The sequence below is a fragment of the Halarcobacter ebronensis genome, assembly GCF_013201825.1.
In the GTDB taxonomy this organism is placed as follows: Bacteria; Campylobacterota; Campylobacteria; order Campylobacterales; family Arcobacteraceae; genus Halarcobacter; species Halarcobacter ebronensis.
The window spans coordinates 2,271,821-2,295,978 of the sequence record NZ_CP053836.1 but is presented as its reverse complement, the minus strand read 5'-3'; the positions used below and the strand labels follow the sequence as shown (position 1 = coordinate 2,295,978).

The following is a 24,158-nucleotide window of genomic DNA, read 5'->3' as shown; positions in this document are numbered from 1 at the left end:
TGTATGAAATATTTTTATATTTATTTAAAGCATTTTATTAAAGTAATAAAATTTTAAAACCAATTAAAATAAGTATCAATCCCCCTAGTAATTCAGCTTTGCTTTCATATTTGTTACCTCCTTTTTTACCAATATATATTCCAAATATTGATATAAAAAAAGTTGTAACTCCAATGATAAATAGTGCAGTATAAACTGTAACATTTAGAAGATGTAATGTAAAACCTGCAGCCATTGCATCAATACTTGTGGCTATTGCAAGTATTAATAATAGCTTATTAGATATTAAAGTGATATCCTCTTCAATATTCTCTCCAAAAGACTCATAAATCATTTTAGAACCAATAATCAAAAGTAATATAAAAGCTATAATAGAGTCATATCCTTGTATATATTGCTTTAAACCCACACCACCCATATAACCAATAAAAGGCATAAGTGCCTGAAACATACCAAAGAATAGGCCTGTTTTAATTGCTAATATTTTTATATTTTTAGTATTTTTTATTCCAAGTCCAATGGATACAGCAAAGGCATCCATGCTAAGTGCTAGGGCTAATAATAGTAGCTCTATCATCTGTATTTTGAACCTCCTTTTTTGTTATATTCTCAATTTTTAAAGATAATAATGCAGCAGAACCTCCAATAAGTGAGCAGATTATAATCACATTTGAATAACCAAAAATACCTGATAGTGTTAAGGAAATACTAGTAAAAAATATTCCTGCAAACATAAAAAAGCTATGTTGTATAGCAAATTGTGCTGCAGGGGATTTTTTTGAAGCTTGATTCATCATTAAAGTTGACATAATAACAGCAGAGGGAGTATAAAAAACAAAAATAAATCCAACAACAAACATTACTACATAATCGCTTGAGTCATAAAAAAGTACCAAAAGTAGAAGAGCACCAATACTTTGACCAATGGCTGCAATAACTAAACTATTTTTTTTACCAAAATATTTTATAAACCATGTGGCACAAAAAGATGCAATAATTCCAAAACCATAACCAATAATATTTACAATGTATCCAATTTTATCCAAGCTCCATCCTAAATCTACCAAAATTGGAGTAGTCATTCCATATGCAGAGGCAATACTTGCAGGATATATTAATAGAAGAACTAACCACATTTTCCTTTTTTTACCTCTCCAAAACTCTATATATTGTCTGAAATCAATTTTATTCTCACCCATTATTTTCTCTTTAATTTGTGGTTCTTTATAAAAAAATAGTTGTATTAATGATAGTGAGGTTACAAAGGATATAAGTAGAATAGTATATTGCCAATTTGTATAGGAGTAAATAATTAATCCCACTCCTCCACCTAATACCATCCCTATAAGTCCACTTGATGTTTTAATTGATAGTGCTAGTGACCTTTGACTTTTAAAGGTACTTTTATATACAAGGGCATCCAGAGCAATATTTTGTGAAGATGCAAAAAATGCAAAAAATAGACTTAAAAAAATAATTATACTTAATTGGGTTGCAACATCAAACATAGATATTGCTATTAATACTATTACCATAAGGGATTGAAATATTATAATCCATCCTTTGTAGTGACCTATATTTTTAAATTTAATTTTATCAATAAAAGGAGCCCACAAAAATCTAAACACCCAAAAAAGTCCTAACATATAAATCAGCCCTAGTTGCTCTAGGGGCATATCTTCTTGTCTTAAAATACCTATAAGAGCAACACTAAAAAATGCTAAACCCAAATATTGTGTAGTATATAAACTAAACAATAAAATTATCTGATTTATTGATAATTTCTTTTTATTCATTTTTTTTCTTTGTTATTGAATTCCATTCTTTAGTTCTTTCTTGAGCTTGAACCATAGAGTAGTATTTCTCTTTTTTAGCCATTAATTCAATATGTGTTCCTCTCTCTTTTAATTTTCCATCTTCTATTACTAAGATATTATCAGCATGGGCTATGGTTGAGAGTCTATGTGCTATTACAATTACTGTTTTATTTTTTATTAGTTCATCCAAGGCATTTTGAACTGCAACTTCACTTTGTGTATCAAGTGCAGAGGTTGGTTCATCAAGAATAACAATAGGAGCATCTTTTAAGATGGCTCTAGCTATTGAAATACGTTGTCTCTCCCCACCACTTAAACTTCCCCCAATCTCACCAATTTTTGTATCGTAACCTTTTGGTAACTTTGAGATAAATTCGTGACAAAAAGCAGCTTTTGATGCAAGCATCACTTCTGCATTATTAGCATTTGGTTTCCCCATTCTAATATTATTTAAGATGGTATCATCAAATAGGTAAACATCTTGAAATACCACAGAAATATAACTCATTAACTTAGATTGTTCCATATTTCTTATATCTACATCTCCTATTTTGATAGTTCCATTTTGTGGGTCTGCATAACGCATTATAAGTTTAGTAATTGTAGTTTTACCGCTCCCTGATGGACCAACTATTGCTGTTAGAGAATTTTGTTTTATCTCTAAAGATAAATATTCTAAAGCTTTTTTATCACTATCATCATAATTAAAAGTTACATTGTCAAAATCTATATTGAACTTTTTAGGTTCTAATATTGGCTTATGTATTGTAAAATCTTCTGTATCAAAAATTTTTTTAATATTTTTAAATCCTGCATGCATAACATCAAGAACTCCTGCGATGGCTAAAAAATTAGCTAAAGGTTCACTAAGCCTTCCTAAAATAATAAGAAGTGCAGCTAAAGCAGCAAAAGATAACTCCTCTTTTGCAACCCAAAGAGCTCCTAAACTAAGTATAAGTAAAAAAATAAACTCTATAAGTGTATTCATAATTATCATAGGTAAAGAGGAACCTATGACACCTTTTTTTTGAACTTCTCTTACGGTTACAATAGATTTTTTAAGTGTAGTTGCATTTTCTCCTATTTGATTGATAGATCTTAATACTGTAAGTCCTTGTAAATACTCTATTGTATCTGCTTCTAGTGTAGCGTGGGCTTTTGCCCCTTCTTCTTTTTCCCATTTAGTTTTTTTTCTTGACCAATTGTATATGGGAATTGCTATAGGAATAGCTACTAAAAGTGCAATTCCCATTTTAAAATCTATTATAAAAGTTCCAATCACAAGTACTATTGGTATAACAATAGTCTCTAGTGCCATTCCCGCAACAATACCCATATGAAGTACAGAGTCATCAACATTTTGTGCCAAGGTTGAGTTTAGCTCTCCTGTTCTATACTTATATAGACTTTGAAGGGGCATTGATTTTATTTTTTTTCCTAATTTCACTCTTAAAGAGTGGGTTACCTCTACTAAATCACCAGAATATTGAAAATTCGTAGCAAGCCATTTAAATATAAAAGATATTAGACTTAAAACAACTATTGCACTTAACCAAATAAGAGAGTTTTCTAGTGAAAACTCTTTTGCAAATATTGCATTTAATAGCGGATAAAAAAGTAGAAAAGCGATAGCTTGAAATATAAAAGATAAGATATAGTACATATAACTTTTTTTTACAAGTTTTGAATATTTTCCTGCAAGTTCTAAACTTATTTTATATGACTGTTTAAATGAAATGCTTTTATCTTGATTCATTGCAATCTCCTTTTTCTAAATTCCATTTTGTAGCTTCTTTGTAGTTTTCCCATAGTTGAAAATAGATTTTTTTATTTTCAAGTAGTTGATTATGTTTACCTTTTTCTGATATTTTTCCCCTATCAAAAACAACAATTTGATCCACGTTTTTTATGGTTGAAAGACGATGGGCTATCATAATAACAGTCTTGTTTTTTGTAAGATTTGATAAAGCTTTTATTATCTCCTCTTCACTCTCCGGGTCTGCAAATGCAGTAGCTTCATCAAGAACAATTATTGGAGCATCCCTTAAAATTGCTCTTGCAATGGTAATACGCTGTTTTTGTCCACCTGAAAGATTTGCTCCCCTATCTCCTGCTTTTGTATCATAGCCATTGGGTAAACTTTTAATAAATTCATCTATTTGGGCTGCTCTTGCAGCATTTATTACATCCTTCTTTGTTGCATTAGGATTTGCCATTTTTATATTATTAAAGATTGTATCAGCAAAAAGAAAAGTATCTTGAAATACGAAAGAGACCTTATCCATTAAAGTTTTTGAGTCAATATCTTTAATATTTATTCCTCCTATTAATATTTCTCCTTTAGTTACATCCCAAAATCTTGGAATCAATTTTGCAACTGTACTTTTACCTGCACCACTAGGACCTACTAGTGCCGTTACACTGTTTTGTTTAACCTCAAAGTTTATATCCTCTAAGGCATAATCATTTATATTGTCATATTTAAAATATACATTTTTAAATTCAATATTAAATTCACTTGGTTGTTTTGGATTTTTTGGCTCTTGTAAAATCTTTTCATCTAAAACCTCTTGAATTCTAAGTGCCGATGCTTGAGATTTTTTTATAAAGTTTTGAAGCCACATTATAGGCATCATTGATTCAGCCATTACTGTACTTAAAAAAAGAGCAGAAATAAAAGCAAAAAGATCCAAAGAACTATATTCCATCAATAAAATGCTTGTAATAAAAATTACAATAAGAGTAGGCAATGGACTTAATATAATCATACCTAGTTTTGCTGGAAATGAGCTAATTGCCATCCACTCATTTAAATTCTTTTTATACGACAAAAGTGAATTATTGTACCTTTTAAAAGAGCTACTTCCATCATCAAAAGTACGAACAACAGGCATAGCTTGAGCAAATTCAATAACTGCTCTATTTATATCACTTTGGCTTTTTTCATATTTTTGTCGTAAAACTTTTGAATCTCTCATGGCATATGCCATTGTAATCCATCCTAAAACTAAAACTAAAATGCTAACTAATGCTAGTCTATAGTCTATAATTAATAGTATAATTAGGGTGAAAATTGGAGCAATAATGCTTTTTGCAATCATAGGAGTGCTATCTGCGATAAAAGTATGTAAAGCTTTTACATCATCTTGCATAACTTTTTTTAAGCCACCTGAACCATTAGTGATAATATAACCTAAAGGAACTTGGGCCAAATGTTGAGCAAGTTTAGTTCTTAAAATTTCTTCTAATTTAAAAGCTCCCATATGAGATACAATAAAACTTGATAATCTTGATAAAAATGCAACTATAGTAATTGCACCAAGAATTAAAATTGCATTTAGAAGATTTAACTTTATATCTAATATTTGCAATTGACCACCATGCAAAATTTGAGTTAAAAAGTAAGATAATAGAGTTAGAAAAAAAATAAGACATATTGCTCCCAAAGATGAGAGAAACATTGCAGCTCTTATTTGAAACATTACAGGCTTTATAATAGCCCATAATCCATATTTTTTATTTGATTGTTTATTCATTTTAAACCTAATTTTATTTTAAGTATATGGATATTGATACTTTTTATCAACATATATATACTTGTAGCGGGATTTTTATTTATGCATAAGGGATTAAAAGCTATATCTTGCACCAATTCCAAAGAATCTTGGTTCATTAAATAGAGCAATTGCTAAACCTGATTTAGACATATATGAAGTTACATAATCTTCATCTGTTATATTATCAACATATGCGTATATATCCCAATTTGAAAACTTTTTACCTATTTTTATGTTTATAGTAGTGTTTCCATCATCCTCTAAGAATCTTTTGTTATTATTATCATAGAAGTTTATATTCCCTCTATTTACAACATTTACATAACCATAGATTCCACTATTCCCATTATAGTTTAATGAAAGATTTAAAGTATGTGAAGGTATATTTTCAATATCTTGTCCATCAAATTTAACTCCTCCTCCTGCATCATAATCGTCATATTCTGATTTAATCAATCCTAAACTACCACTAATATCAAAAACATCACTTAAAAAATATTTCCCTTCAAGTTCTAATCCATATGAGTGTGCTTTTTTTGCATTATCTGTAAACCAGTTCATTCCATCAGATTTATATATATGGATATCACTAATATCCATATAAAATAATGAAGCTGCAAAGTTAAAATCTTTAAATGCTCCTTTAACTCCCATTTCATAATTTATTGACTCTTGGGGTTTAAACATTGCATCATTGATATTTGGTGATGAAGGGAAATAGTTAAAACCTCCTGGCATATAGCCTTTAGAAATAGAAAGAAAAGATGCAAGATCTTCATCTATTTTATAAGACATAGCTACTTTTGGTAAAAATACATTCCAAGTTTTTTCTGTATCTATTGTAAAATCTGATAGTGTAAAACCACCCCAAGTATTTAAAACATCCACATAAAAATCTTTTTTAATTTTTTGGTATCTTCCTCCTAGAGTAAGCTCCAATTTTTCTGTAAGGGGTATCATTGTCTGACCAAAGAGTGCATAAGTTTTTGATTTAGTTGTCGAATCTGCATTCCCATGATATACAGCTCCTCCACTAACACTATCATATCCATAAGGACTTTGAACTACTTTTTGGGAATCAAAATATAGTCCTCCAACCCACTTGATAAAATTATCATAGTTTGATACTCTAAGTTCATTTGTATAAGTTTTAGTATCTGTAGAATTCCATTGGGTAAGACCAGCATCAGGTTTAGTTCCATCCAAATAATCTGAATCATAAATTCCATTAAGATCTGAGTCTCTGTATGTTGATACAAAATTAAGATCAAAATAATCTAAATTGTATTCTAAAGCTAAACTTAGTGAATCAGATTCAATTTTTTCTGTTGTTGGAATATCCATACTTACAGTTTCTGCTCCACTTCTTTTTATATCTTTTATATTTGTTGATGTAAAAACATTCCCATTTATACCATTATCATCAGTCTCACTATGAGTTATATTAAACTTCATACTCAATCTATCTGTAGGTAGATATTTGAAATATGCATTTATATCTTTATTTTCACTCTTCTCTGATTTATTATCATTTAGATAAGTATTTGTTTGCCATCCATCATCTTTAGAAAACTCACCATTAATTCCCGCATATAAGATATTATCAACTAAAGGAGCACTAATATTAAAATTTGTTTGCATAAAGTTATTACTACCATATTCAACTCCAACAAATCCTGTTATATTATCAGGTGTGTCTTCTGTAACTATATTAATAACTGCACCAATTGCATCTTTTCCATATAAGGTTCCTTGTGGACCTCTTAATACTTCGACTCTTTTTACATTAGTTAATGCTGCTTTATAAGAGTATTTATCCATTACAGGTACCCCGTCTATGTAAACAACTACTGGGTTATTGTTTGTAAACATAGATGTATTTAAGCCTCTAAAATTTACAGTTGTTCCAAATGCTTTTTCCTTTGCAATATGCATATTTGGAATTTGATCAATAATTTTTGGAATAGAGTTTATATTCTTTTCAGTTAACTCTTCTTTTTCAATAACTGTAATACTTTGTGGAACATTTATAATATTCTCTTCTACTTTATTCGCAGTTACTGTTACTTCCCCCACGCTATTTTCATTTCCAAAAAGAGCACAACTTATTAATATACTTCCATATATTATTCTTTTCGAAAACATTATCTTCTCCTTACACTTAACCAGAAATAAAGCAAAATTCTAGTTAAATTAAGAATAATTATCAATATTGTTTTATTGTTATAAGGATTTTTTTTATCATTAGGAGTATTTTTATGAGTAGAATTGTTTCTTCAAAAGAGTTTTGGGAGGATATAAAATATAAGTGTCTTCCTAATAGAAATAGAGATAAAAATAGTTTAACCTTTGATACAAACTTAGGTAAACTTAATTTAAGCTATTTTAACACAGGATTGGGGTTTACATACTCTTTTTATACTGCTTATTATTATGATGATATTATATTAGAAGCCTTAAATAGTGAAGAATTCTCTTTTATGGGTTTTAATATTGGTGAAGTCTCATATATGAAAGACAAAAAAGGCAGAACTATTGATATAAACACCAATTTATGCTACACAGGAGAGTACTTAAATGGCTCTGATACTAAAGGGTTATATCATAAAAATAGATTATACTCCTCCCACTATATAACTTTTGAGGATAATCTTTTTAAAGAGATAAAAAAGAATAATGAAAAATTATTAAAAACAAAACCTCTTTTTGAAAGTGATTTTATAAAGTTTTGTTTTAATAACTACATTAATGAGTATCAACAAACACTACTAAAAGAAATTTCACAAATCTCTATGGTTGAAGATAGATTAAAAGAGTTATATTTAGAGTCTAAACTTTATGATTTGATATATACAACTTTAAATACAGTAGAGATACAAAATGAGCAGATATTTCTAACTAATCAAGATATTGAATCTCTAAATAAAGCAAAAAAAATTCTTTTTGATAATATTATGAACCCTCCTTCACTAAAAGAGTTGGCTCATAAAGCTGCAATTAATGAGTTTAAATTAAAAAAGGGTTTTAAGCAGTTATTCGGAAATACCGTATATGGATTGCTTCAAGAACATAGACTAATGGAGGCAAAAAAACTTTTAGAAAGTAGTGATATAAATATAGGTGAAGCTTCTTTTTTGGTGGGTTATAAAAGTATAAGCCATTTTAGTAAAATTTTCAAAGACTATTTTGGTATTACTCCTATGCAGATAAAAAAAGAGAGTAGAACTATCTATTATGGGAGATAAAAGCTAGTATAAAACTAGCTTTTACTACAACAAGATTTATCTTCACAACAACTGCTTGTTACTGTCCCTTTTGAGGTATTAAAACCAGAAGTAGGTGCTTTAGAGCTTCTACTATCTTCTCTATTTCCCTCTTTAATTTTTTTCTCTTCTCTTCTAGTGTCTTTATTTTTACTCTCTTTTAATATTCTCATTGAGTTAAGTATTGCTAAAAGTGCTACACCAATATCAGCAAAAATTGCTTCAGCCATCCCTATTATAGCACCAGCTCCTAATATTAAAAAGCCAACTTTAATAATCATAATAAAAACTATATTTTGGTAAACAATTACTTTTGTTTTTTTTGAAATTTTTATTGCATCTAGTATTGAATCTAATTTATCATTTAGAACAACCACATCAGCAGATTTTACTGCTAAATCACTTCCAATTCCTCCCATAGCAAAGCCAATATCAGAGCTTGCTAGAGTTGGGGCATCGTTTATACCATCTCCTACAAAAGCAGTAATTTTGCCTGTTTTTTCTTTTATTTCTTTAAAACTTGATAGTTTATCTTGTGGTAATAGTTCATATCTAACTTCATCTATTCCTAAGTTATTTGCAACTTTTAAAGCTACTTCTTTTTTATCTCCTGTGAGCATATAAGTTTTTTTGATTTGAACTCTTTTAAGTTCTTCTATAAAGTTTTTTGCCTCTTCTTTTATTACATCGTCAACAACAATAAATCCAGCAATTTTTGAATTAATAGCTACAAAAACAACATTTAAATCTTCACTAATTTCTTCTGGAATATCAACTGAAAATCTATTTAATAATTTTTGATTTCCAACTAAAACTTCAGTATTTTGTATGGTGGCCTTTACTCCTAAGCCACTAAATTCTTCATGAGAGCTAACTTTTTCATGATTTATCTCTTTATTAAAAGCCTTTACAATTGATTTTGCAATAGGGTGGGTTGAGAAGCTTTCACTTAAAGCTGCAAGCTCTAAAAGTTCTTCTTCTTTTATTCCATAGGTTTTTATTTTTGTTACTTTAAAAATACCATGGGTCAAAGTTCCTGTTTTATCAAAAATAATATTCTCTATTTCAGTTAATTTTTCCACATAATTTGCACCTTTAACTAAAATACCCTTTTTTGAGATTGCTCCAATGGCACTAAAAAAAGATAAAGGTATAGAGATAACCAAAGCACAAGGACAAGAGATTACTAAAAATACCAAAGATCTTTCAATCCAATCAGAGTATAAGGCTCCTTCTATAAATAAGGGAGGAATAAATGCTAACAATAGTGCTGCTACAACAACAAAAGGTGTGTAAATAGAGGCAAATTTAGTTATAAATTTTTCTGCTCTTGCCTTTTGTGAAGAGGCATTTTCTATAAGTTCAATTATTTTTGCTATGGTTGAGTTTTTATATAATGAGGTTACTTTTATATTTGATGCTTGAGATAGATTTATATATCCACTTAATATCTCATCCTCTTTATTTAAGGTTTTTGGTTTAAACTCTCCTGTAATTGCACTTGTATCAAAAGAGCAAGTATCAGATAATAAAACCCCATCAACAGGAACTTTTTCTCCTACTTTAACTACAATAGTCTCACCAATCTTTACCTTTTCTGGATTTTTCTGGACAATGTTATTTCCCTCTTTTACATTAGCAAATTCAGGTTTTAAGTCAATTAAAGAGTTTATGCTATCCCTTGAATTATTAACAGCAACTGCTTGAAACATCTCACCTATTTGATAAAATACCATTACAGTAATACCTTCAATATATTCGCCTAGTGCAAAGGCTCCTATTGTGGCAATTCCCATTAAAAAATTTTCATCAAAAAGCTTTCCTTTTAGAATATTTCTAGTTGCTTTATATAATACATCCCAGCCTACTAATAAATATGCAAGTAAATACATTAAAACTTGAAAATAGTTTTGAGAAATATAGTTATATGAAAAAAAAGTTAAAAGAATAGAGATAGTTGTAATAAGTAGAAGTTTTTTATTTAATAGTTGCCAAAAACTTCTAGCTTCATCTTTTTTATCTTCTACAACATTTACATCTTTTTCAATACTTTGTATTACTTCTGTTATTTTATCAATAATATTTTCATTGCTTTTTTGCTCAAAACTAAGTGTTGAGGTAGAAAAGTTTAATTTTACATTCTCTAACTCCTCCATTGCATTTAAAGAGTTTTCAATTTTTAAAGCACAATGTGCACAATCTAAGTTTTCTAATTTAAGTTTTTGCATTTCTAACCCTTGGTTATATGTTCTAATCCCATATCATAGATTTTTTTTATGTGTTCATCATCTAGGGTATAAAATATCTGTTTCCCATGTCTTGTATGTTTTACAATTTTTGCATTTTTTAAGGCTCTTAATTGGTGAGAAATTGCAGATTGACTAATGTTTAATAATTCACTTATTGCCCCAACACAAAGTTCTTCTTCTTTTAATACAGATATGATTTTTATTCTTGTTGTATCAGCAAAAGCTTTAAAAAGTTCAGCTATATCGTAAAGAGTCTCCTCTTCAATTAGGTTTTTTTTAACCCTTTCTACCTCTTTTGAGTGATCACAGCAAGTTGTAGCCATCTAATTCCTTTATATGAACATATGAATATCTAATCATATGATATAAAAGCTTAAATTAAAATTTAATGAAGGCTCTTCTAACATCTTACTATATGATAAAAAAGCCATATTTAAAACAAAAGAGATTTTATTAGAAAATATGCAAAAGATAAAATAAATGAAGTTAAAACAATACTTGAATCTGGTAAATATAATATACATAAAGTGGCTTTACATATGGGCTTTAAATATTCAAATAACTTCACAAACTCTTTTTATAAAGAGTTTGCGGTTTTGCATAAAGATATTATGAAAAATTTTAGTTTTTCACTCTTTTTCTCTCAATTATACTTATAATTGCGGGTAAAAGCATAAGATCAAATACCATTGCTAAAGAGAGTGCAATTGAGCTAAATAATCCAAAGTTTGAATAAAGAGCAAAGTCACTAAAAAGAAAAGTTCCAAATCCTAAAACTAAGATAACTGTTGTAATAACTATGGCACTTCCACTTAGTAATAGAGACTCTTCAATGGCTTCAATTGGTGTTTCTCCTTTTTTTATTGCAGCTTTATATTTTGATAAAAAATGTACTGTATCATCTATAGCTATACCTATTATTATTACAAAAACAATAGCCATACCAAGGTCTAAATCCATTCCAAGCCAACCTGTAAGTCCTATTGTGATAAGAAGTGGTGCAATATTTGGTAAAGTTGAAACTCCCATAAAGAACTTACTTTTAAATGTAAACCAAAAGATTAATGTCACTAAAACTAATGCCAAAGAGATAGATTTTATCATAGTATCAGTTAGTTGTAGTCTCATGTGACCACTTATCATGGTCACACCCTCTATGCTAGCTGTGTACTTACTATTTTCTTTCCACCATCTTTTTGACCATTCATACATCTCAAACTTCTTTTTTTCACTAGAGATATTCATCATTGCACTTATCCTTAAATATCTAGCATCAACATCCATCATATCATTTATACCCATACCTTGTGGTAGAGATAAAGAGTAAAGAAGCATATATTGAGAGATAAGCTGCTTTGACTGGGGAATCTTATAAAACTCATCTGTATCGCCATTCATAAGTTTATGATAACGCTTTACAACTTGAGTTAGAGAGTTTATATGTCTTATTCGATCAAATTTTTGTTTAAAAGCTTCACTGTAGTTATCCACATCTTTCATAAGTTGCGGCTCATATATTCCTGAATTCTCTTTACTATCTATAATGATTTCTATAGGTATCGTACCACCAATATTTTTTTCCACAAACTCTGCACTTTTTCTAATTGGCATATCTTTACTAAACTGCTTTGCAAATTCTGTATCCACACTCACATCTTTTATACCTATTGTGCAAACTAAGATAAATAAAACCCAAATCGTTATAATTAATTTGTCATTTCTTATTATAAAGTTAGTGTACCTTTTAATAAATTTTTTTAAATTATTAGCCTTTTGTATTTTTACTTTTATTTTAGGATTTATAACACTAAGAAGGGCAGGTAAAAATAAAATACTTAGAATAAATGCCATAAGAGAACCACTTGCTAAAAGTAATCCAAATGCTTGTAGTGGTACTATTTTGCTAATTCCTAAGGAGATAAAACCTGCAAAAGTAGTAAGTGAAGTAATAAGTGCAGGAGTAAAGTTTTTTTCTATTGAAAAAATAATACTTTCATTATTATCTAGTCCCTCCTCCTGTTTATGTTTCCAAACCCAAAAGATATGTATGGAATCTGCAATTCCAATAGCTATAATAAATATAGGGAACATTGAAGTAATAGTATTTAGTTTATATCCAAGCCCAAAGGTAAACCCTGCAATAAATAAAATAGTAAGAAAAACTACACTTATAGGTAATATTACACTCCAAATATTTCTAAATATAATTGCAAGTAAAATTATAATTGTAATTAAAAAAACAGGGAAAAATGTTTTTCCATTACTTTGAATAGCATTTACAAAAGCATTGGTATATGCTGGGATTCCCATATTATGATACTCTACACCTTTTAGTCTGTACTTTTCAATAAGTAAATTTGCATCATTATATAAGTCAATATAATCATTTGGCGCCATATGTTTTGAATAAACCATTCTAGCAACTATAACTGCAGCCTTTCCATCCTCTGATATAAGTAAATTTTTTGTTTGTATATCTGTTTTGGCAAACTCCTCTTTTTGTCTAAGTTCTTCTTCACTTAAAGCATCTATATCATTTAAAAAATCTTCAACAATAATCTCATCTTCATCATCTTTACTTACATGTACATATTGAAAGTTTGTAATAGAATCAACCCTTGCTATATGTTTTACCTGCCAAAGTTCATTTGTCATCTCTTGGATGCTTTTTAAAATCTCTTTTTTAAAAATTCCATCTTCACTTCTTAAGGCAATAAGTAATCTATCATCTGAACCAAAGGTTTCTTTGAAGTGATCAAAGTTTTTCATAATAGCCGAATCTTCATCAAACCAGATTTTAAAATCTGTTTCAAAGCCTGCTTTTTTTATGTTTAGTATAAAAAGTAAAACTATCAAAAGTGGAGCAATAGTTACTATAGGCCATCTAAATTTTATAATATTTTGTGCAAATTTTGTTTTATTCATTAAAATTCCTTTTTTAAATTCCTTTTTGAATCAAGATTTAAAAAGAAACCATATTATTGATAATCTCTTTTAACGATGGAAATAAATTTCATCTAAAGAAACAAACTCTAAAGTAAGCAACGAGTTGCTCTATATTTAAAAGTAGTATCTTACTTCACATCCAAAACGTAGATGTTTATCTAGATAACTCTCACTCTTTACATATCTTAAATCTGCACTTATTTTCAAAGTATCAGTAAGTCTTCCCTCATATTTTATATATGCACTTAACTCTCTATCATCTATATCTTTTACAATACCACCTAAAAACTCACTTGAATCTGCATCGTTTAAAGAGTAACGAAGAGCTAAAAAAATATCATTATCCATACTTGTAAGAGAGTTGTCACTTTTATAATACTCTGCAATTATCCCTAAGTTATGATTTTTATATATTTGCTCAAAAGTATACTCTCCACCAAAACCAAGCTCATAAAAATTTTTTAAACCATAATTATCATCATCTTTTATTTTTGTATAACTAGCTTCAACTTTTAAAAGCATAGAATCCAATACAAAAGTATCATTTGTAAAGAACTTCATGCTTTGAAATAACATTGAGTGATAATCGTTATATATCTTTTTTGATAATATGTAGTTATCGTAACCGTAAAAAAATCCATAACTTACATCAGCAATAATATTTTCATCATAACTTTTTGAGTAAGTACCTAAAAAAGAGGGTCTCTCTTTATTATTAGCAAAAAGTATCTCTTTGTTATAGGAACTATTACCAAAAGGATAGTATGGTGAGTAAGTACTTGCAAATTTAATATTCTCTTCAAACCCTTTTATATATAAGTTTAGTCTTGAATTATCTTCAAAATAATAGTTTATACCACTAAGAAAAACTCCTATTTTATAGTCACTCAAACTATCTCTTTGATAATTTTGACGATTGAAAATATCTACGATATTGTATGCTTCTAAACTACCTAAAAATATCACTCTTTTTCCAAGATAAAAATCATAATCACTAAAAGAGTACATATAATAAAGCTCATTTATATTTATATAATCCCTTTGTTTTTCACTACTATCTTTTAAAGCCTCAATTTTAGAGTATATTTTAGAGTTATCAAATGAGTATTTAAGTTCATTTTGAAAGGTAATTGCACTATTGTGATTTTTAGTATCATCCACTCTTTTAAGGTATGATTTATACTCTAAACCTAAATAACTCTTTAACTCTAATTCAGCACAAAAAAGTAAATTATTAAGTAAATAAAATAAAACAATTTTTTTCAAATTTTAGTCTTTAAGATATCTTTTTGTAAAAAGTGATTCATCAAGCTTTAGATGAATTTCATCTTTAAGATAATTTAGTTTTGTACTTTTAAAGTTTTGATGGTTTTGCATAAAAATATTTGAAACCCTATAAGTCTTACCAATCTTTTTATATCCACTATAAGTTGCCGTTTTTAAAAGCTCTTTTTTCCTATCATAAAAGTCAATTTTTAAAACTATAAATCTATCTTTATCTACCCAAACTTCCTGTTTTGTATATCCCGAATCTTGATCTTTTGGATATCTTTCATATTTATAACACTCAATTCCATCTAAAGCTACCTCTTCAAAATTCTTAGAGTAATCATATTTATTTGGTTCTCTTGAAGAGATATCTTCATAGGAAAATTCACTCCCCATAAATGAACCACTTTTATTTTTACTAGTGATTCTTTTTATACGTTTAAGTGCTGGAAGATAGAGCCATTGATTATTGTTTTTATCTATTTTTTCATGGGTTAAAAATTTTGTACCCTTTACGTCAAGGGGAGTTTGAAACTCCATCAAAGATTTATCACCATTATCATCATCATGCTTTGTATTTTCCAAAGAGAAGGACTCCATTACTCTTGACGACTCATTTTTTGCTTGGTCTATCAAAAGCATCTCCATCATACTCTTTGAGCTACCATAACCATCTGAGTTTTCCTTAACTTTTGTAGCTATTTCAAAAGGTGTAAGGGCAAAAAGTTTACATATAAAAAGTGATGTAATAAGTATTTTTTTTAACATATATCAAAATCCTTTTTTTTGATATATGATATATAAATTGAGAGAGATTATCAATATGATTTTTATTGTTAAAGGGATTTTAATTTATTCTAAAAGTATTTATTTTGGTCAATATATATAATAACTATCAATTACAAACCATGTTTGTGAATTAAAAAAATTTGTTATAAAGGGAAATATCAATTATAAGCTCTCGTATTACATCTAGACTTTTTCACCGTTTATTTCTAATTTTATATGCAAAAGCTGAGAAGGAATACATAAGCAATCTTTTTAACTTATACCTTATAAAGAATACTTTTACAACAAAGAAAAATCCCTGTGGAGATAGATACATATTGATAACTATTATTAAAATAAATATAATACAAAATATTTAATTTTAAAAAAGGAAGAAATTGAAAGAGTTTAAGTTCTTAATGATAGTAAATATTTTATGTGTCTCTGCAATGATGGCATTTTTGTCAGTTGTAGGCCCAATAATTAGAGCATTGAATCTACAAGAGTGGCATGCTGGTGTTACTGTATCAATTGCAGGTATCCTTTGGGTAATATTATCAAGATTTTGGGGTAAAAAAAGTGATAAAATAGGTCGAAAACCTATTTTATTTATGGGAGTTTTAGGTGTTGCTATTGGTTATTTTCTTTTAGCAATATTTGTGAATAGTGCTATTGATTCTCCTCCTAGTGTACTTATCTCTTTTGTAATATTAATTTTAACAAGAGCCATCATTGGAGCTTTTTATTCTGCAATTACTCCTGTATCAAATGCTTTGGTTGCAGATGAAATAGATGAAAAGCATAGAACCTCTTATATAGCAAAACTTGGAGCATCAAATGGTTTAGGGATGGTTTTAGGCCCAGCAGCAGGTGGATTTTTGGCTATTTATGGTCTAGCTGCACCTTTGTATACTTTTGCAATACTACCTCTTATTGCTGCTTTTTTAATTCTTATTTTTATACCAAAAGTTAAGGTATCTGAAACAAAGGAGCCAAGTTATCTTAAAATATTTGATAAAAGATTAAGAGTACCTATGTTAGCTGCATTTTTGACTATGTCAGTTGTTATAACTTCTCAGGTATGTTTAGGCTTTTTTGTAATAGATAGATTAAATATGGAGCTAATACAAAGTGCAAAAGTTACAGGGTATATCCTATCTATTATTGGTATAGTTTTTATTGTGTCACAAATATTTGTAAGTAGATTAAAAGATATTACCCCTACACAGTGGCTTAAATATGGTTCAGTTTTTGCAGTTATTGGTTATTTAATTGTCTCATTTAGTCAAAACCAATGGGTTTTAGGTAGTGGTTTTTGTATTGGAACTTTTGGTTTAGGGTTTATTTTCCCTGCCTTTCAAACTTTAGCTGTTAATCTTGTATCAAAAGAGGAAAAGGGTGCAGCCTCTGGAACAGTTTCAGCTGCTCAAGGTTTAGGTATGATTGTTGGTCCCCTGTTAAGCACTTTTTTATATAAATTAAATCCTATGGCACCATTTTTATTATCAGCTTTTGTCTTTGTAATTCTATTTTTTGTATCTGTAAAAGAGTTAAAAAGAGTCCCTTAAGTTAAGGGGACTTTTTAAAGTGACATTCCAATATTTATGCTATATTGTTTTAATAATTACTAAATTTTTATAAATTTTTGATTTCCAAGTAGAATTATTAAAATACCAGCAAAAACAACGATTGAGCCAATAATATCCCATTTATTAAAATTCTGTTTTTCAATTGTAAATAGCCAAAAAAGAGAAGAAATTATATATATGCCACCATATACAGCATAGGCTCTTCCTGCAAATTCAAGGTTTATTTTAGTCAATAAGTAGGCAAATAGTATAAGTGAAATAAATCCTGGTAAAAGCCATAAAGTAGTTTTTTGAAGTTTAAATACCATCCAAAAGCTATAGCAACCAAATATTTCAAAAAGTGCTGCTAAAAAGTAGATTATAAACTCAAATATCAAAAATCCCCCTAGCATAATAAAAAAAAGCGAAGCTAAAGCTTCGCTTAAATCCTTTTAACTTGACCAAAGTAAAGGAAAATTTATTATTGCCAAAAAAATCTTTAGAACAATTAAAAAATTTTTAGATATATACTTTTTTAATATTTTCGATTTTACTACTCATATTTAATAACAACATATCTGCAATAACTAAAGCCATCATAGATTCAGCAACCACACTTCCTCTAATCGCAACACAAGGGTCGTGTCTACCTTTTAGTTCACATTCAACTTCATTATTGTTTATGTCAATTGTTTCTTGTTTTATAAAAATTGATGGTGTTGGTTTAAAATATACTTTTATATCTATCTCATCACCATTTGAGATACCACCTAAGATTCCACCACTGTGGTTTGACTTAAATCCAAAACTTCTTATCTCATCATTGTTTTCAGAGCCTTTTTTACTTACGCTTTCAAAGCCATCTCCAATTTCAATCCCTTTTACTGCATTTATACTCATCATAGCATTTGCAATTTGTGAATCAAGTTTATAATATAGTGGTTCACCCAATCCTTTTGGGGCATTTTTTACTTTTACTAAAGCTACACCTCCAACAGAGTTATGCTCTTTTTTGGCATTCAAAATAGCCTCTTTTTGAAACTCCTCTTTATCTTTATCCAGTGAAAAAATTTCAGAAGTTTTTGCAAACTCAAAATCAGCTTTACTTCCTTTTATCCCATCGATTTCACAAATACCACTTAAAACTTCAATGTTTAGCTCTTTTAATAAAAGTTTTGCAATAGCTCCTGCTGCAACTCTTGCTGCAGTTTCTCTCGCACTGCTTCTTCCTCCACCTCTATAATCTCTGATTCCATATTTATGAAAATAGGTAAAATCAGCATGTCCAGGTCTAAAAAGGTCTTTTACATTTGTGTAATCTTTGCTTTTTTGGTTTTCATTAAAAATTACCATTGATATTGGCGTTCCTGTTGTTAGCCCTTCAAAAACTCCACTTAATATTTCAACTCTATCACCTTCACTTCTTGCTGTTGCAAAAGCATTTTGTCCAGGTTTTCTTCTATCCATTTCACTTTGAATAAAACTTTCATCAACTTTTATTCCAGCTGGAACTCCGTCAACAATGCATCCCAAAGCTTTTCCGTGGCTCTCTCCAAATGTGGTAAATTTAAACTTTTGCCCAAAGCTATTCATTTGTTTTCCCTTTTAATATATCAATTGCAATTTTTGCTACTGCTTGTTGAGCCAATTTTTTGCTTTTTCCTATTGCTTTTCCATAAGTTTTTCCATCTATCCAAATAGATACTTCAAACTCTTTTTTATGATCTGGACCATATGAACCTTCTATTTTATATTCAGGAATTGAGCCAAATTCAGCCTGAGTTATCTCTTGTAAAGCAGTTTTATAATCACTAAAAAGAACATCTAAATTAATTTTGTCATATGAGTTTTCTAATAGTTGTAGAATTATTGGTTTTAGTGTTTCAAGTCCAGATTCTAAATAGATTGCACCCATAATTGCCTCAAAAGCATCCGATAAAATCGAGGCTTTGCTTCTTCCTTTATTTCTCTCCTCAGCATTTGAAATAAAGATATATTCACCTAGTTTTATCTCTTTGGCTAGTTTTGTAAAACCTGTTTCATTTACCAAACTTGCTCTTATTTTAGATAAATCTCCCTCATTTGAGTTTGGAAATTTTTTATATAGATACTCTCCAACAATTAAGTTTAAAACTGCATCTCCTAAAAACTCTAATCGTTCGTTGTTATAAGGCTTCTTATAACTTTTATGTGTAAGTGCTTCGATTATCAGATCTTTGTTTTTAAACTGATAATCCAAACACTTTTCTAGTTGCGTGTAGTCTGTCATTTTATTCTCCCTTTAATTTTTCTGCAAAAGTTCGTGCAAGTATATCACATCTTTCATTATGCTCATGTCCAGCATGTCCTTTTATCCAAGTTGCTACTATTTTATGTGGTTTTGAAACTTCAACATATTCTTGCCAGAGTTCAATATTTTTTACTGGTTTTTTTGTAGAAGTTCTCCAGTTATTTCTAATCCATCCCTCTAACCATTCATTTATACCTTTTACAACATAAGTTGAATCAGAGATAATATTTACATCACAAGGTTCTTTTAAAGCTTTAAGACCCTCTATAACTCCTTTTAATTCCATTTGATTGTTTGTGGTTAACTCCAAGCCTCCACAAAGTTCTCTCTCTTTTCCATTATACTCTAGGATTGTTCCCCAACCGCCAGGTCCAGGGTTTCCTAAAGAGGAACCATCACTGTAGAGATTGATTTGTTTCATTTAAACTCTTTACTAAATTATATTTTGTTTTTAATGTCATAATACTATGACAATGGGGGCATCTTGTATCAAATATTGGGTGTATCTGTTTACAAGAACTGCAAATAAATTCAAAATCTATTGTTGCAGGAATTTTATGTTCATGGGCATTTAAGGCTATAAGAATATCAAAAACAAAATCATCACTATGTCTTATGGTTTTTAGATAACCTTTTGCATTGTAAAGTTCATTTAATAACTTTATTTGTGCAACTTTATCAAAATCGATATCATCAAAATTTAAGTACCACATTAAATCTATTAGATTTTTAAAATCAAACTCTTCAACGTGCTCCCAGAAAAATTTTTTATTAAATTGTAAATAAAATTGAACAATAACCCTTTGAACTTCTGGGTTTTCTTTAAAAATCATATATAGTTTTTCACTCTTTTTTTCAAAGGATTCTATTGGATCATTTATGATTGAAAGGGTATTTATATATATTCTCTCTTTTGATATATCTGAGCCAACCTCTTCAAGAGATTCAATAATATCTTTTGCACTTTGGTAATCTTTTAGTTTTTCATTAATAATTAAAAGATAGTTTAGAGCTTTTACATTTCTTGGGGAGAATTTTAAAATTTTTAGAAAAATCTCTTTTGATCTTTGCATAAAACCACTTCTAAAATAAGTAGTACCCAAAAGCTCCAAAAGTTCCTCTTTTTTCACTCTATCAGTTACATGTTCTAAAAGAGTTAAATAGACTGAAATGGCTTTATTATAATGCCCCTTATGTAAAAATGTTGAAGCTAATAAAATAATAGAGTCAAAGGGAAGATTATATGTTTTATATAGATGTACATAATCCTCTTCTTTTAATTTTCCTATTTCAAATCTTTTTAGAAGTTTTCTATAATCTTCTCTTGCACGATTCTCTTTGTATAGTGAAAATGAGTATGTTAAAAATGAAATAATAAAGATAAGAGTAAAAAATACAATGATACCAAAAAGTGGATCTCTGTACTCTAGTATCAAACCATCCAAGGAAAACCTTCTTCTTTAATTTAAGAAGATAATATAACATAATTTAGATATAATCACCAAATGATAAACAAAGACTCAATAGAAAATCTCAAAAATCATCTTGATATTGTAGATGTAGTTTCCCAATTTATAGAACTTAAAAAGGCAGGTGCAAATTTTAAGGCATGTTGCCCTTTTCATGGGGAAGATACCCCCTCTTTTGTTGTAAGTCCACAAAAACAGATATATCACTGTTTTGGTTGTGGAGTTGGAGGAGATGCTATAAAGTTTGTGATGGAGTATGAAAAACTCTCTTATCCTGAGACTTTAGAAAAATTAGCCTCTATGTACAATGTAAATCTAAACTATGAAAATACAAATCAAAAAAAACAAGATTTTAAAATATTAGAAGAGGTTAATAAATATTATCAAAAGCTTTTTGTTGGCAATAAAACAGCAAAAGATTATATTATTTCAAGGGGAATTTCTGAGTTTTCAATTGAAAAATTTGAGATAGGTTATGCTCCTGCTTCCCATGATACAATCAACTTTCTAAAGAGCAATTTTTACAATCTGGCAGAAGCAAAAGAGTTAGGAATAATTGATACAGGACAGAATGGTTTGTATTCAAGATTTATTGAAAGAATAACTTTTCCTATTTATTCTATTAGTGGAAAGATTGTTGGATTTGGTGGTAGAACAATTACAGGTCACAATGCAAAATATGTAAACTCTCCACAAACAAAAGTTTTTAATAAATCAAGACTTTTATATGGTTATAACATTGCAAAAGAGAATATTTACAAAAGAAATAGAATAATTGTAACAGAAGGATATTTAGATGTAATTATGCTTCATCAAGCAGGTTTTACTTCAGCAGTTGCAACATTAGGAACAGCTCTTACAAAAGAGCATTTACCTCTTTTAAGACGAGGGGAACCAAGAGTAATAGTTGCTTATGATGGTGATAAAGCTGGACTAAATGCTGCTTTTAAAGCTTCAGTGATGTTAAGTCAAAGTGATTTTGAAGGTGGAGTTGTTATTTTTGGTGACGGAAAAGATCCAGCTGATATGGTTAAAGATGGAAAAGTTGAAGAGCTTAATGAAATCTTTGCAAATCCAGCACCTTTTATTCCCTTTTCAATTGATTATATTATCTCAAAATATAGCATAAATGACCCAAGTCAGAAACAAAAAGCTTTAATTGAAGTAAATGACTATCTTAAAACTTTAAATGTAATTTACCAAGATGAATATAAGAGATATATTGCCCAAAAATTAAATATTAGAGAGAGTTTTGTTAAAACTTCAACTGATATAAGTAGAAAGATTGAAGTTAATTTAACAAAAATCGATATTGCTGAGTTATCTGTTATAAAGTATATTTTAGAGAACAAAAATTCCCTTGACAATATTTTGGATATTGTTGATGAAAAGATGTTTGAGTTTCATAAAAATGAATTTTTGCTTTGCCTAAATGAGCCAGATAATATCTCTTTAAATAGAATTTTATTAAATGAACATATTTTAAACTACTCAAATGAAGAGTTGCAAGAGCAATTGCTTAGATTTTTAACAAAATTTTATACAAAGAAGATGTCAAATATAAAATTTGATGATAAGTTAAGTTTGAAAGAAAAAAGTCTATCCCTTAGAAAAATACAAGATAGCTTAAGACAATTAAGAAGTGGAAAATTAGTAAGTTATAATTTATAATGTTTTATGTAAAATTTATTACTTTAAGAAAGAAAGAACTTGTTCTTTCCTTTAGGGTTTGACTCTTTAAGTGGAATTTACTTCCACTGTTAAAAGAGATTATTACAATAATGGGTCCTTTGAAAATGGGATTTTTAGGGAGAATAAATGGAATTATTAGAGAGTAAAAACTTACCAGAGGCAATTGGTCCTTATTCACAAGCTATAAGAGCAAACGGGTTTATATATACTTCTGCTCAAATACCTTTGATGGCAAATGGACAAATAGTAGAGAGGGATATTAAAAAACAGACAAGACAAGTTTTGGAAAATTTAAAAATTTTACTTGAAGATTCACAAAGTTCAATGGACAAAGTTATAAAAGTAAATGTATATTTAGAAAATATGGATGATTTTGGGATTGTAAATGTGCTTTTTGCAGAAGCATTTGGGGATCACAAACCAGCTAGAACTACCATTTCAGCGAAAGAATTACCAATGAAATCAATGGTAGTTATTGATGCAATTGCACTGCCAATTGAGTTTAGATAATTGTTAAAGTTTTCTTAAAAATTAATTTCGCTTAAAGAAAGTTTAAACTAAGATTGGATAACATTCCGTCCCGTTAAATGAAATAGTTACTAAAAGATTGATAAATTTAGAGGATTGGAAAATGTACGCAATTATTAAGTGTGGTGGTAAACAGTATAAAGTTCACGAGGGTGATATCGTAGATATTGATTATACTGGAAAAGCTGCTAAAGAAACAATTGAAATCACTGACGTGTTAGCAATTAACGATGGTGAGTTAAAAACTGGAGATGCTATTTCTGCTGCTAAAGTTGAGGCTGAAGTAGTTTTAGATGGAACTGGTGTAAATAGAGATAGAAAAGTTATTATTTACAAAAAAAGAAGAAGAAAAGATTCTAAACTAAAAAGAGGTTTCAGAAGAAGCTTCACTAAAGTTAGAATTACTAAAATTGCAGCATAAGAGGAGATAGTCATGGCTCACAAAAAAGGTCAAGGTAGTACACAGAATAACAGAGACTCAGCTGGGAAAAGACTTGGAGTTAAAAAATTTGGTGGAGAAGTTGTAAGAGCTGGAAACATCATTATTAGACAAAGAGGAACTAAAGTACACTGCGGAGAGAATGTAGGAATTGGTAAAGACCACACTATTTATGCATTAATTGATGGTGTAGTAAAATTCGAAGTTAAAGATAAAAATAGAAAAAAAGTTTCTGTTTACGCTTCGTAAATATTATTAGGTTATTAATTTTCAAAGGGTGTAGAGCTTTTGCCTACACCCTTT

21 protein-coding genes are annotated in these 24,158 nt (G+C 29.0%); 6 read left to right on the top strand and 15 right to left on the bottom strand.

Translation table 11 applies throughout. From position 1 onward, the window contains the following. Positions 1-37: 37 nt before the first annotated feature. From AEBR_RS11335 to AEBR_RS11315, 5 genes are all read right to left on the bottom strand, one after another. Entirely contained in the window at positions 38-577 is a 540-nt protein-coding gene (locus tag AEBR_RS11335; RefSeq protein ID WP_129086664.1) for a manganese efflux pump MntP, read from the bottom strand. After that, a complete protein-coding gene (locus AEBR_RS11330; RefSeq protein WP_129086663.1) occupies positions 543-1,796 on the bottom strand; it encodes an MFS transporter in 1,254 nt (417 codons plus the stop codon). The genes AEBR_RS11335 and AEBR_RS11330 overlap by 35 nt, the downstream gene beginning before the upstream one ends. Next, positions 1,789-3,573, bottom strand: coding sequence for an ABC transporter ATP-binding protein (locus tag AEBR_RS11325; RefSeq protein ID WP_129086662.1), 1,785 nt, complete (start codon positions 3,571-3,573; stop codon positions 1,789-1,791). Before AEBR_RS11325 ends, AEBR_RS11330 begins: the two co-directional genes overlap by 8 nt. Further along, a complete protein-coding gene (locus tag AEBR_RS11320; RefSeq protein ID WP_129086661.1) occupies positions 3,560-5,353 on the bottom strand; it encodes an ABC transporter ATP-binding protein in 1,794 nt (597 codons plus the stop codon). Before AEBR_RS11320 ends, AEBR_RS11325 begins: the two co-directional genes overlap by 14 nt. Positions 5,354-5,446: 93 nt before the next feature. Continuing rightward, complete coding sequence (locus tag AEBR_RS11315) at positions 5,447-7,519, bottom strand: TonB-dependent receptor (protein ID WP_129086660.1); 2,073 nt, start codon at positions 7,517-7,519, stop codon at positions 5,447-5,449. A gap of 113 nt (positions 7,520-7,632) precedes the next feature. On the opposite strand from AEBR_RS11315, the gene AEBR_RS11310 reads away from it, so the two are divergent. Then, the gene (locus tag AEBR_RS11310; protein WP_129086659.1) at positions 7,633-8,619 is read left to right on the top strand and encodes a helix-turn-helix domain-containing protein; all 987 of its coding nucleotides are present in this window, start codon (positions 7,633-7,635) and stop codon (positions 8,617-8,619) included. A gap of 14 nt (positions 8,620-8,633) precedes the next feature. Here AEBR_RS11310 and AEBR_RS11305 read toward each other — a convergent pair whose 3' ends face one another. From AEBR_RS11305 to AEBR_RS11285, 5 genes are all read right to left on the bottom strand, one after another. Beyond that, positions 8,634-10,865: a heavy metal translocating P-type ATPase gene (locus AEBR_RS11305; RefSeq protein WP_129086658.1), complete on the bottom strand. Its 2,232-nt coding sequence runs from the start codon at positions 10,863-10,865 to the stop codon at positions 8,634-8,636. A gap of 2 nt (positions 10,866-10,867) precedes the next feature. Next, on the bottom strand, positions 10,868-11,209 hold the full coding sequence (locus AEBR_RS11300) for an ArsR/SmtB family transcription factor (protein ID WP_129086657.1): 342 nt from the start codon (positions 11,207-11,209) through the stop codon (positions 10,868-10,870). Between the two features lie 298 nt (positions 11,210-11,507). Continuing rightward, a complete protein-coding gene (locus tag AEBR_RS11295) occupies positions 11,508-13,811 on the bottom strand; it encodes an efflux RND transporter permease subunit (protein ID WP_129086656.1) in 2,304 nt (767 codons plus the stop codon). 135 nt (positions 13,812-13,946) lie between these two features. Further along, on the bottom strand, positions 13,947-15,098 hold the full coding sequence (locus tag AEBR_RS11290) for a TonB-dependent receptor (protein WP_129086655.1): 1,152 nt from the start codon (positions 15,096-15,098) through the stop codon (positions 13,947-13,949). A gap of 3 nt (positions 15,099-15,101) precedes the next feature. Then, complete coding sequence (locus tag AEBR_RS11285; RefSeq protein ID WP_129086654.1) at positions 15,102-15,869, bottom strand: outer membrane lipoprotein-sorting protein; 768 nt, start codon at positions 15,867-15,869, stop codon at positions 15,102-15,104. 398 nt (positions 15,870-16,267) lie between these two features. On the opposite strand from AEBR_RS11285, the gene AEBR_RS11280 reads away from it, so the two are divergent. Continuing rightward, positions 16,268-17,437: an MFS transporter gene (locus AEBR_RS11280; protein WP_129086653.1), complete on the top strand. Its 1,170-nt coding sequence runs from the start codon at positions 16,268-16,270 to the stop codon at positions 17,435-17,437. A 59-nt stretch (positions 17,438-17,496) separates the two neighbouring features. Here AEBR_RS11280 and AEBR_RS11275 read toward each other — a convergent pair whose 3' ends face one another. From AEBR_RS11275 to AEBR_RS11255, 5 genes are all read right to left on the bottom strand, one after another. Beyond that, positions 17,497-17,835 carry a YnfA family protein gene (locus tag AEBR_RS11275; RefSeq protein WP_206732662.1) on the bottom strand — a complete coding sequence of 113 codons (339 nt, stop codon included), beginning with the start codon at positions 17,833-17,835 and terminating at the stop codon, positions 17,497-17,499. A 121-nt stretch (positions 17,836-17,956) separates the two neighbouring features. Further along, the gene (gene aroC / locus AEBR_RS11270; protein ID WP_129086652.1) at positions 17,957-19,030 is read right to left on the bottom strand and encodes a chorismate synthase; all 1,074 of its coding nucleotides are present in this window, start codon (positions 19,028-19,030) and stop codon (positions 17,957-17,959) included. Next, positions 19,023-19,706 (bottom strand): ribonuclease III, encoded by a 684-nt coding sequence (gene rnc, locus AEBR_RS11265; protein ID WP_129086651.1) that lies wholly within the window; start codon positions 19,704-19,706, stop codon positions 19,023-19,025. The genes aroC and rnc overlap by 8 nt, the downstream gene beginning before the upstream one ends. 1 nt (position 19,707) lies before the next feature. Continuing rightward, a complete protein-coding gene (gene rnhA, locus AEBR_RS11260) occupies positions 19,708-20,148 on the bottom strand; it encodes a ribonuclease HI (RefSeq protein WP_129086650.1) in 441 nt (146 codons plus the stop codon). Continuing rightward, on the bottom strand, positions 20,123-21,172 hold the full coding sequence (locus tag AEBR_RS11255; protein ID WP_128979066.1) for a tetratricopeptide repeat protein: 1,050 nt from the start codon (positions 21,170-21,172) through the stop codon (positions 20,123-20,125). Before AEBR_RS11255 ends, rnhA begins: the two co-directional genes overlap by 26 nt. Positions 21,173-21,232: 60 nt before the next feature. Between AEBR_RS11255 and dnaG the strand changes: the two genes are divergently transcribed. The 4 genes from dnaG (at position 21,233) to rpmA (ending at position 24,104) form a co-directional block, all read left to right on the top strand. Continuing rightward, positions 21,233-22,867, top strand: a complete 1,635-nt coding sequence (dnaG, locus tag AEBR_RS11250) for a DNA primase (RefSeq protein ID WP_129086649.1) — start codon at positions 21,233-21,235, stop codon at positions 22,865-22,867. Positions 22,868-23,014: 147 nt separating this feature from the next. Beyond that, positions 23,015-23,398: a Rid family detoxifying hydrolase gene (locus tag AEBR_RS11245; RefSeq protein ID WP_129086648.1), complete on the top strand. Its 384-nt coding sequence runs from the start codon at positions 23,015-23,017 to the stop codon at positions 23,396-23,398. Positions 23,399-23,519: 121 nt separating this feature from the next. Further along, positions 23,520-23,837: a 50S ribosomal protein L21 gene (gene rplU, locus AEBR_RS11240; RefSeq protein WP_129086647.1), complete on the top strand. Its 318-nt coding sequence runs from the start codon at positions 23,520-23,522 to the stop codon at positions 23,835-23,837. A gap of 12 nt (positions 23,838-23,849) precedes the next feature. Then, positions 23,850-24,104: a 50S ribosomal protein L27 gene (gene rpmA / locus AEBR_RS11235; protein WP_128979074.1), complete on the top strand. Its 255-nt coding sequence runs from the start codon at positions 23,850-23,852 to the stop codon at positions 24,102-24,104. Positions 24,105-24,158: the final 54 nt, after the last annotated feature.

Coding starts and splice junctions, on each gene's coding strand:
- AEBR_RS11315 (WP_129086660.1), bottom strand. CDS start 7,519: ATGTTTTCGAAAAGAATAATATATGGAAGTATATTAATAAGTTGTGCT.
- rnhA (WP_129086650.1), bottom strand. CDS start 20,148: ATGAAACAAATCAATCTCTACAGTGATGGTTCCTCTTTAGGAAACCCT.
- AEBR_RS11325 (WP_129086662.1), bottom strand. CDS start 3,573: ATGAATCAAGATAAAAGCATTTCATTTAAACAGTCATATAAAATAAGT.
- rpmA (WP_128979074.1), top strand. CDS start 23,850: ATGGCTCACAAAAAAGGTCAAGGTAGTACACAGAATAACAGAGACTCA.
- AEBR_RS11330 (WP_129086663.1), bottom strand. CDS start 1,796: ATGAATAAAAAGAAATTATCAATAAATCAGATAATTTTATTGTTTAGT.
- AEBR_RS11305 (WP_129086658.1), bottom strand. CDS start 10,865: ATGCAAAAACTTAAATTAGAAAACTTAGATTGTGCACATTGTGCTTTA.
- AEBR_RS11285 (WP_129086654.1), bottom strand. CDS start 15,869: ATGTTAAAAAAAATACTTATTACATCACTTTTTATATGTAAACTTTTT.
- AEBR_RS11335 (WP_129086664.1), bottom strand. CDS start 577: ATGATAGAGCTACTATTATTAGCCCTAGCACTTAGCATGGATGCCTTT.
- AEBR_RS11245 (WP_129086648.1), top strand. CDS start 23,015: ATGGAATTATTAGAGAGTAAAAACTTACCAGAGGCAATTGGTCCTTAT.
- AEBR_RS11310 (WP_129086659.1), top strand. CDS start 7,633: ATGAGTAGAATTGTTTCTTCAAAAGAGTTTTGGGAGGATATAAAATAT.
- aroC (WP_129086652.1), bottom strand. CDS start 19,030: ATGAATAGCTTTGGGCAAAAGTTTAAATTTACCACATTTGGAGAGAGC.
- AEBR_RS11295 (WP_129086656.1), bottom strand. CDS start 13,811: ATGAATAAAACAAAATTTGCACAAAATATTATAAAATTTAGATGGCCT.
- rplU (WP_129086647.1), top strand. CDS start 23,520: ATGTACGCAATTATTAAGTGTGGTGGTAAACAGTATAAAGTTCACGAG.
- dnaG (WP_129086649.1), top strand. CDS start 21,233: ATGATAAACAAAGACTCAATAGAAAATCTCAAAAATCATCTTGATATT.
- AEBR_RS11320 (WP_129086661.1), bottom strand. CDS start 5,353: ATGAATAAACAATCAAATAAAAAATATGGATTATGGGCTATTATAAAG.
- rnc (WP_129086651.1), bottom strand. CDS start 19,706: ATGACAGACTACACGCAACTAGAAAAGTGTTTGGATTATCAGTTTAAA.
- AEBR_RS11300 (WP_129086657.1), bottom strand. CDS start 11,209: ATGGCTACAACTTGCTGTGATCACTCAAAAGAGGTAGAAAGGGTTAAA.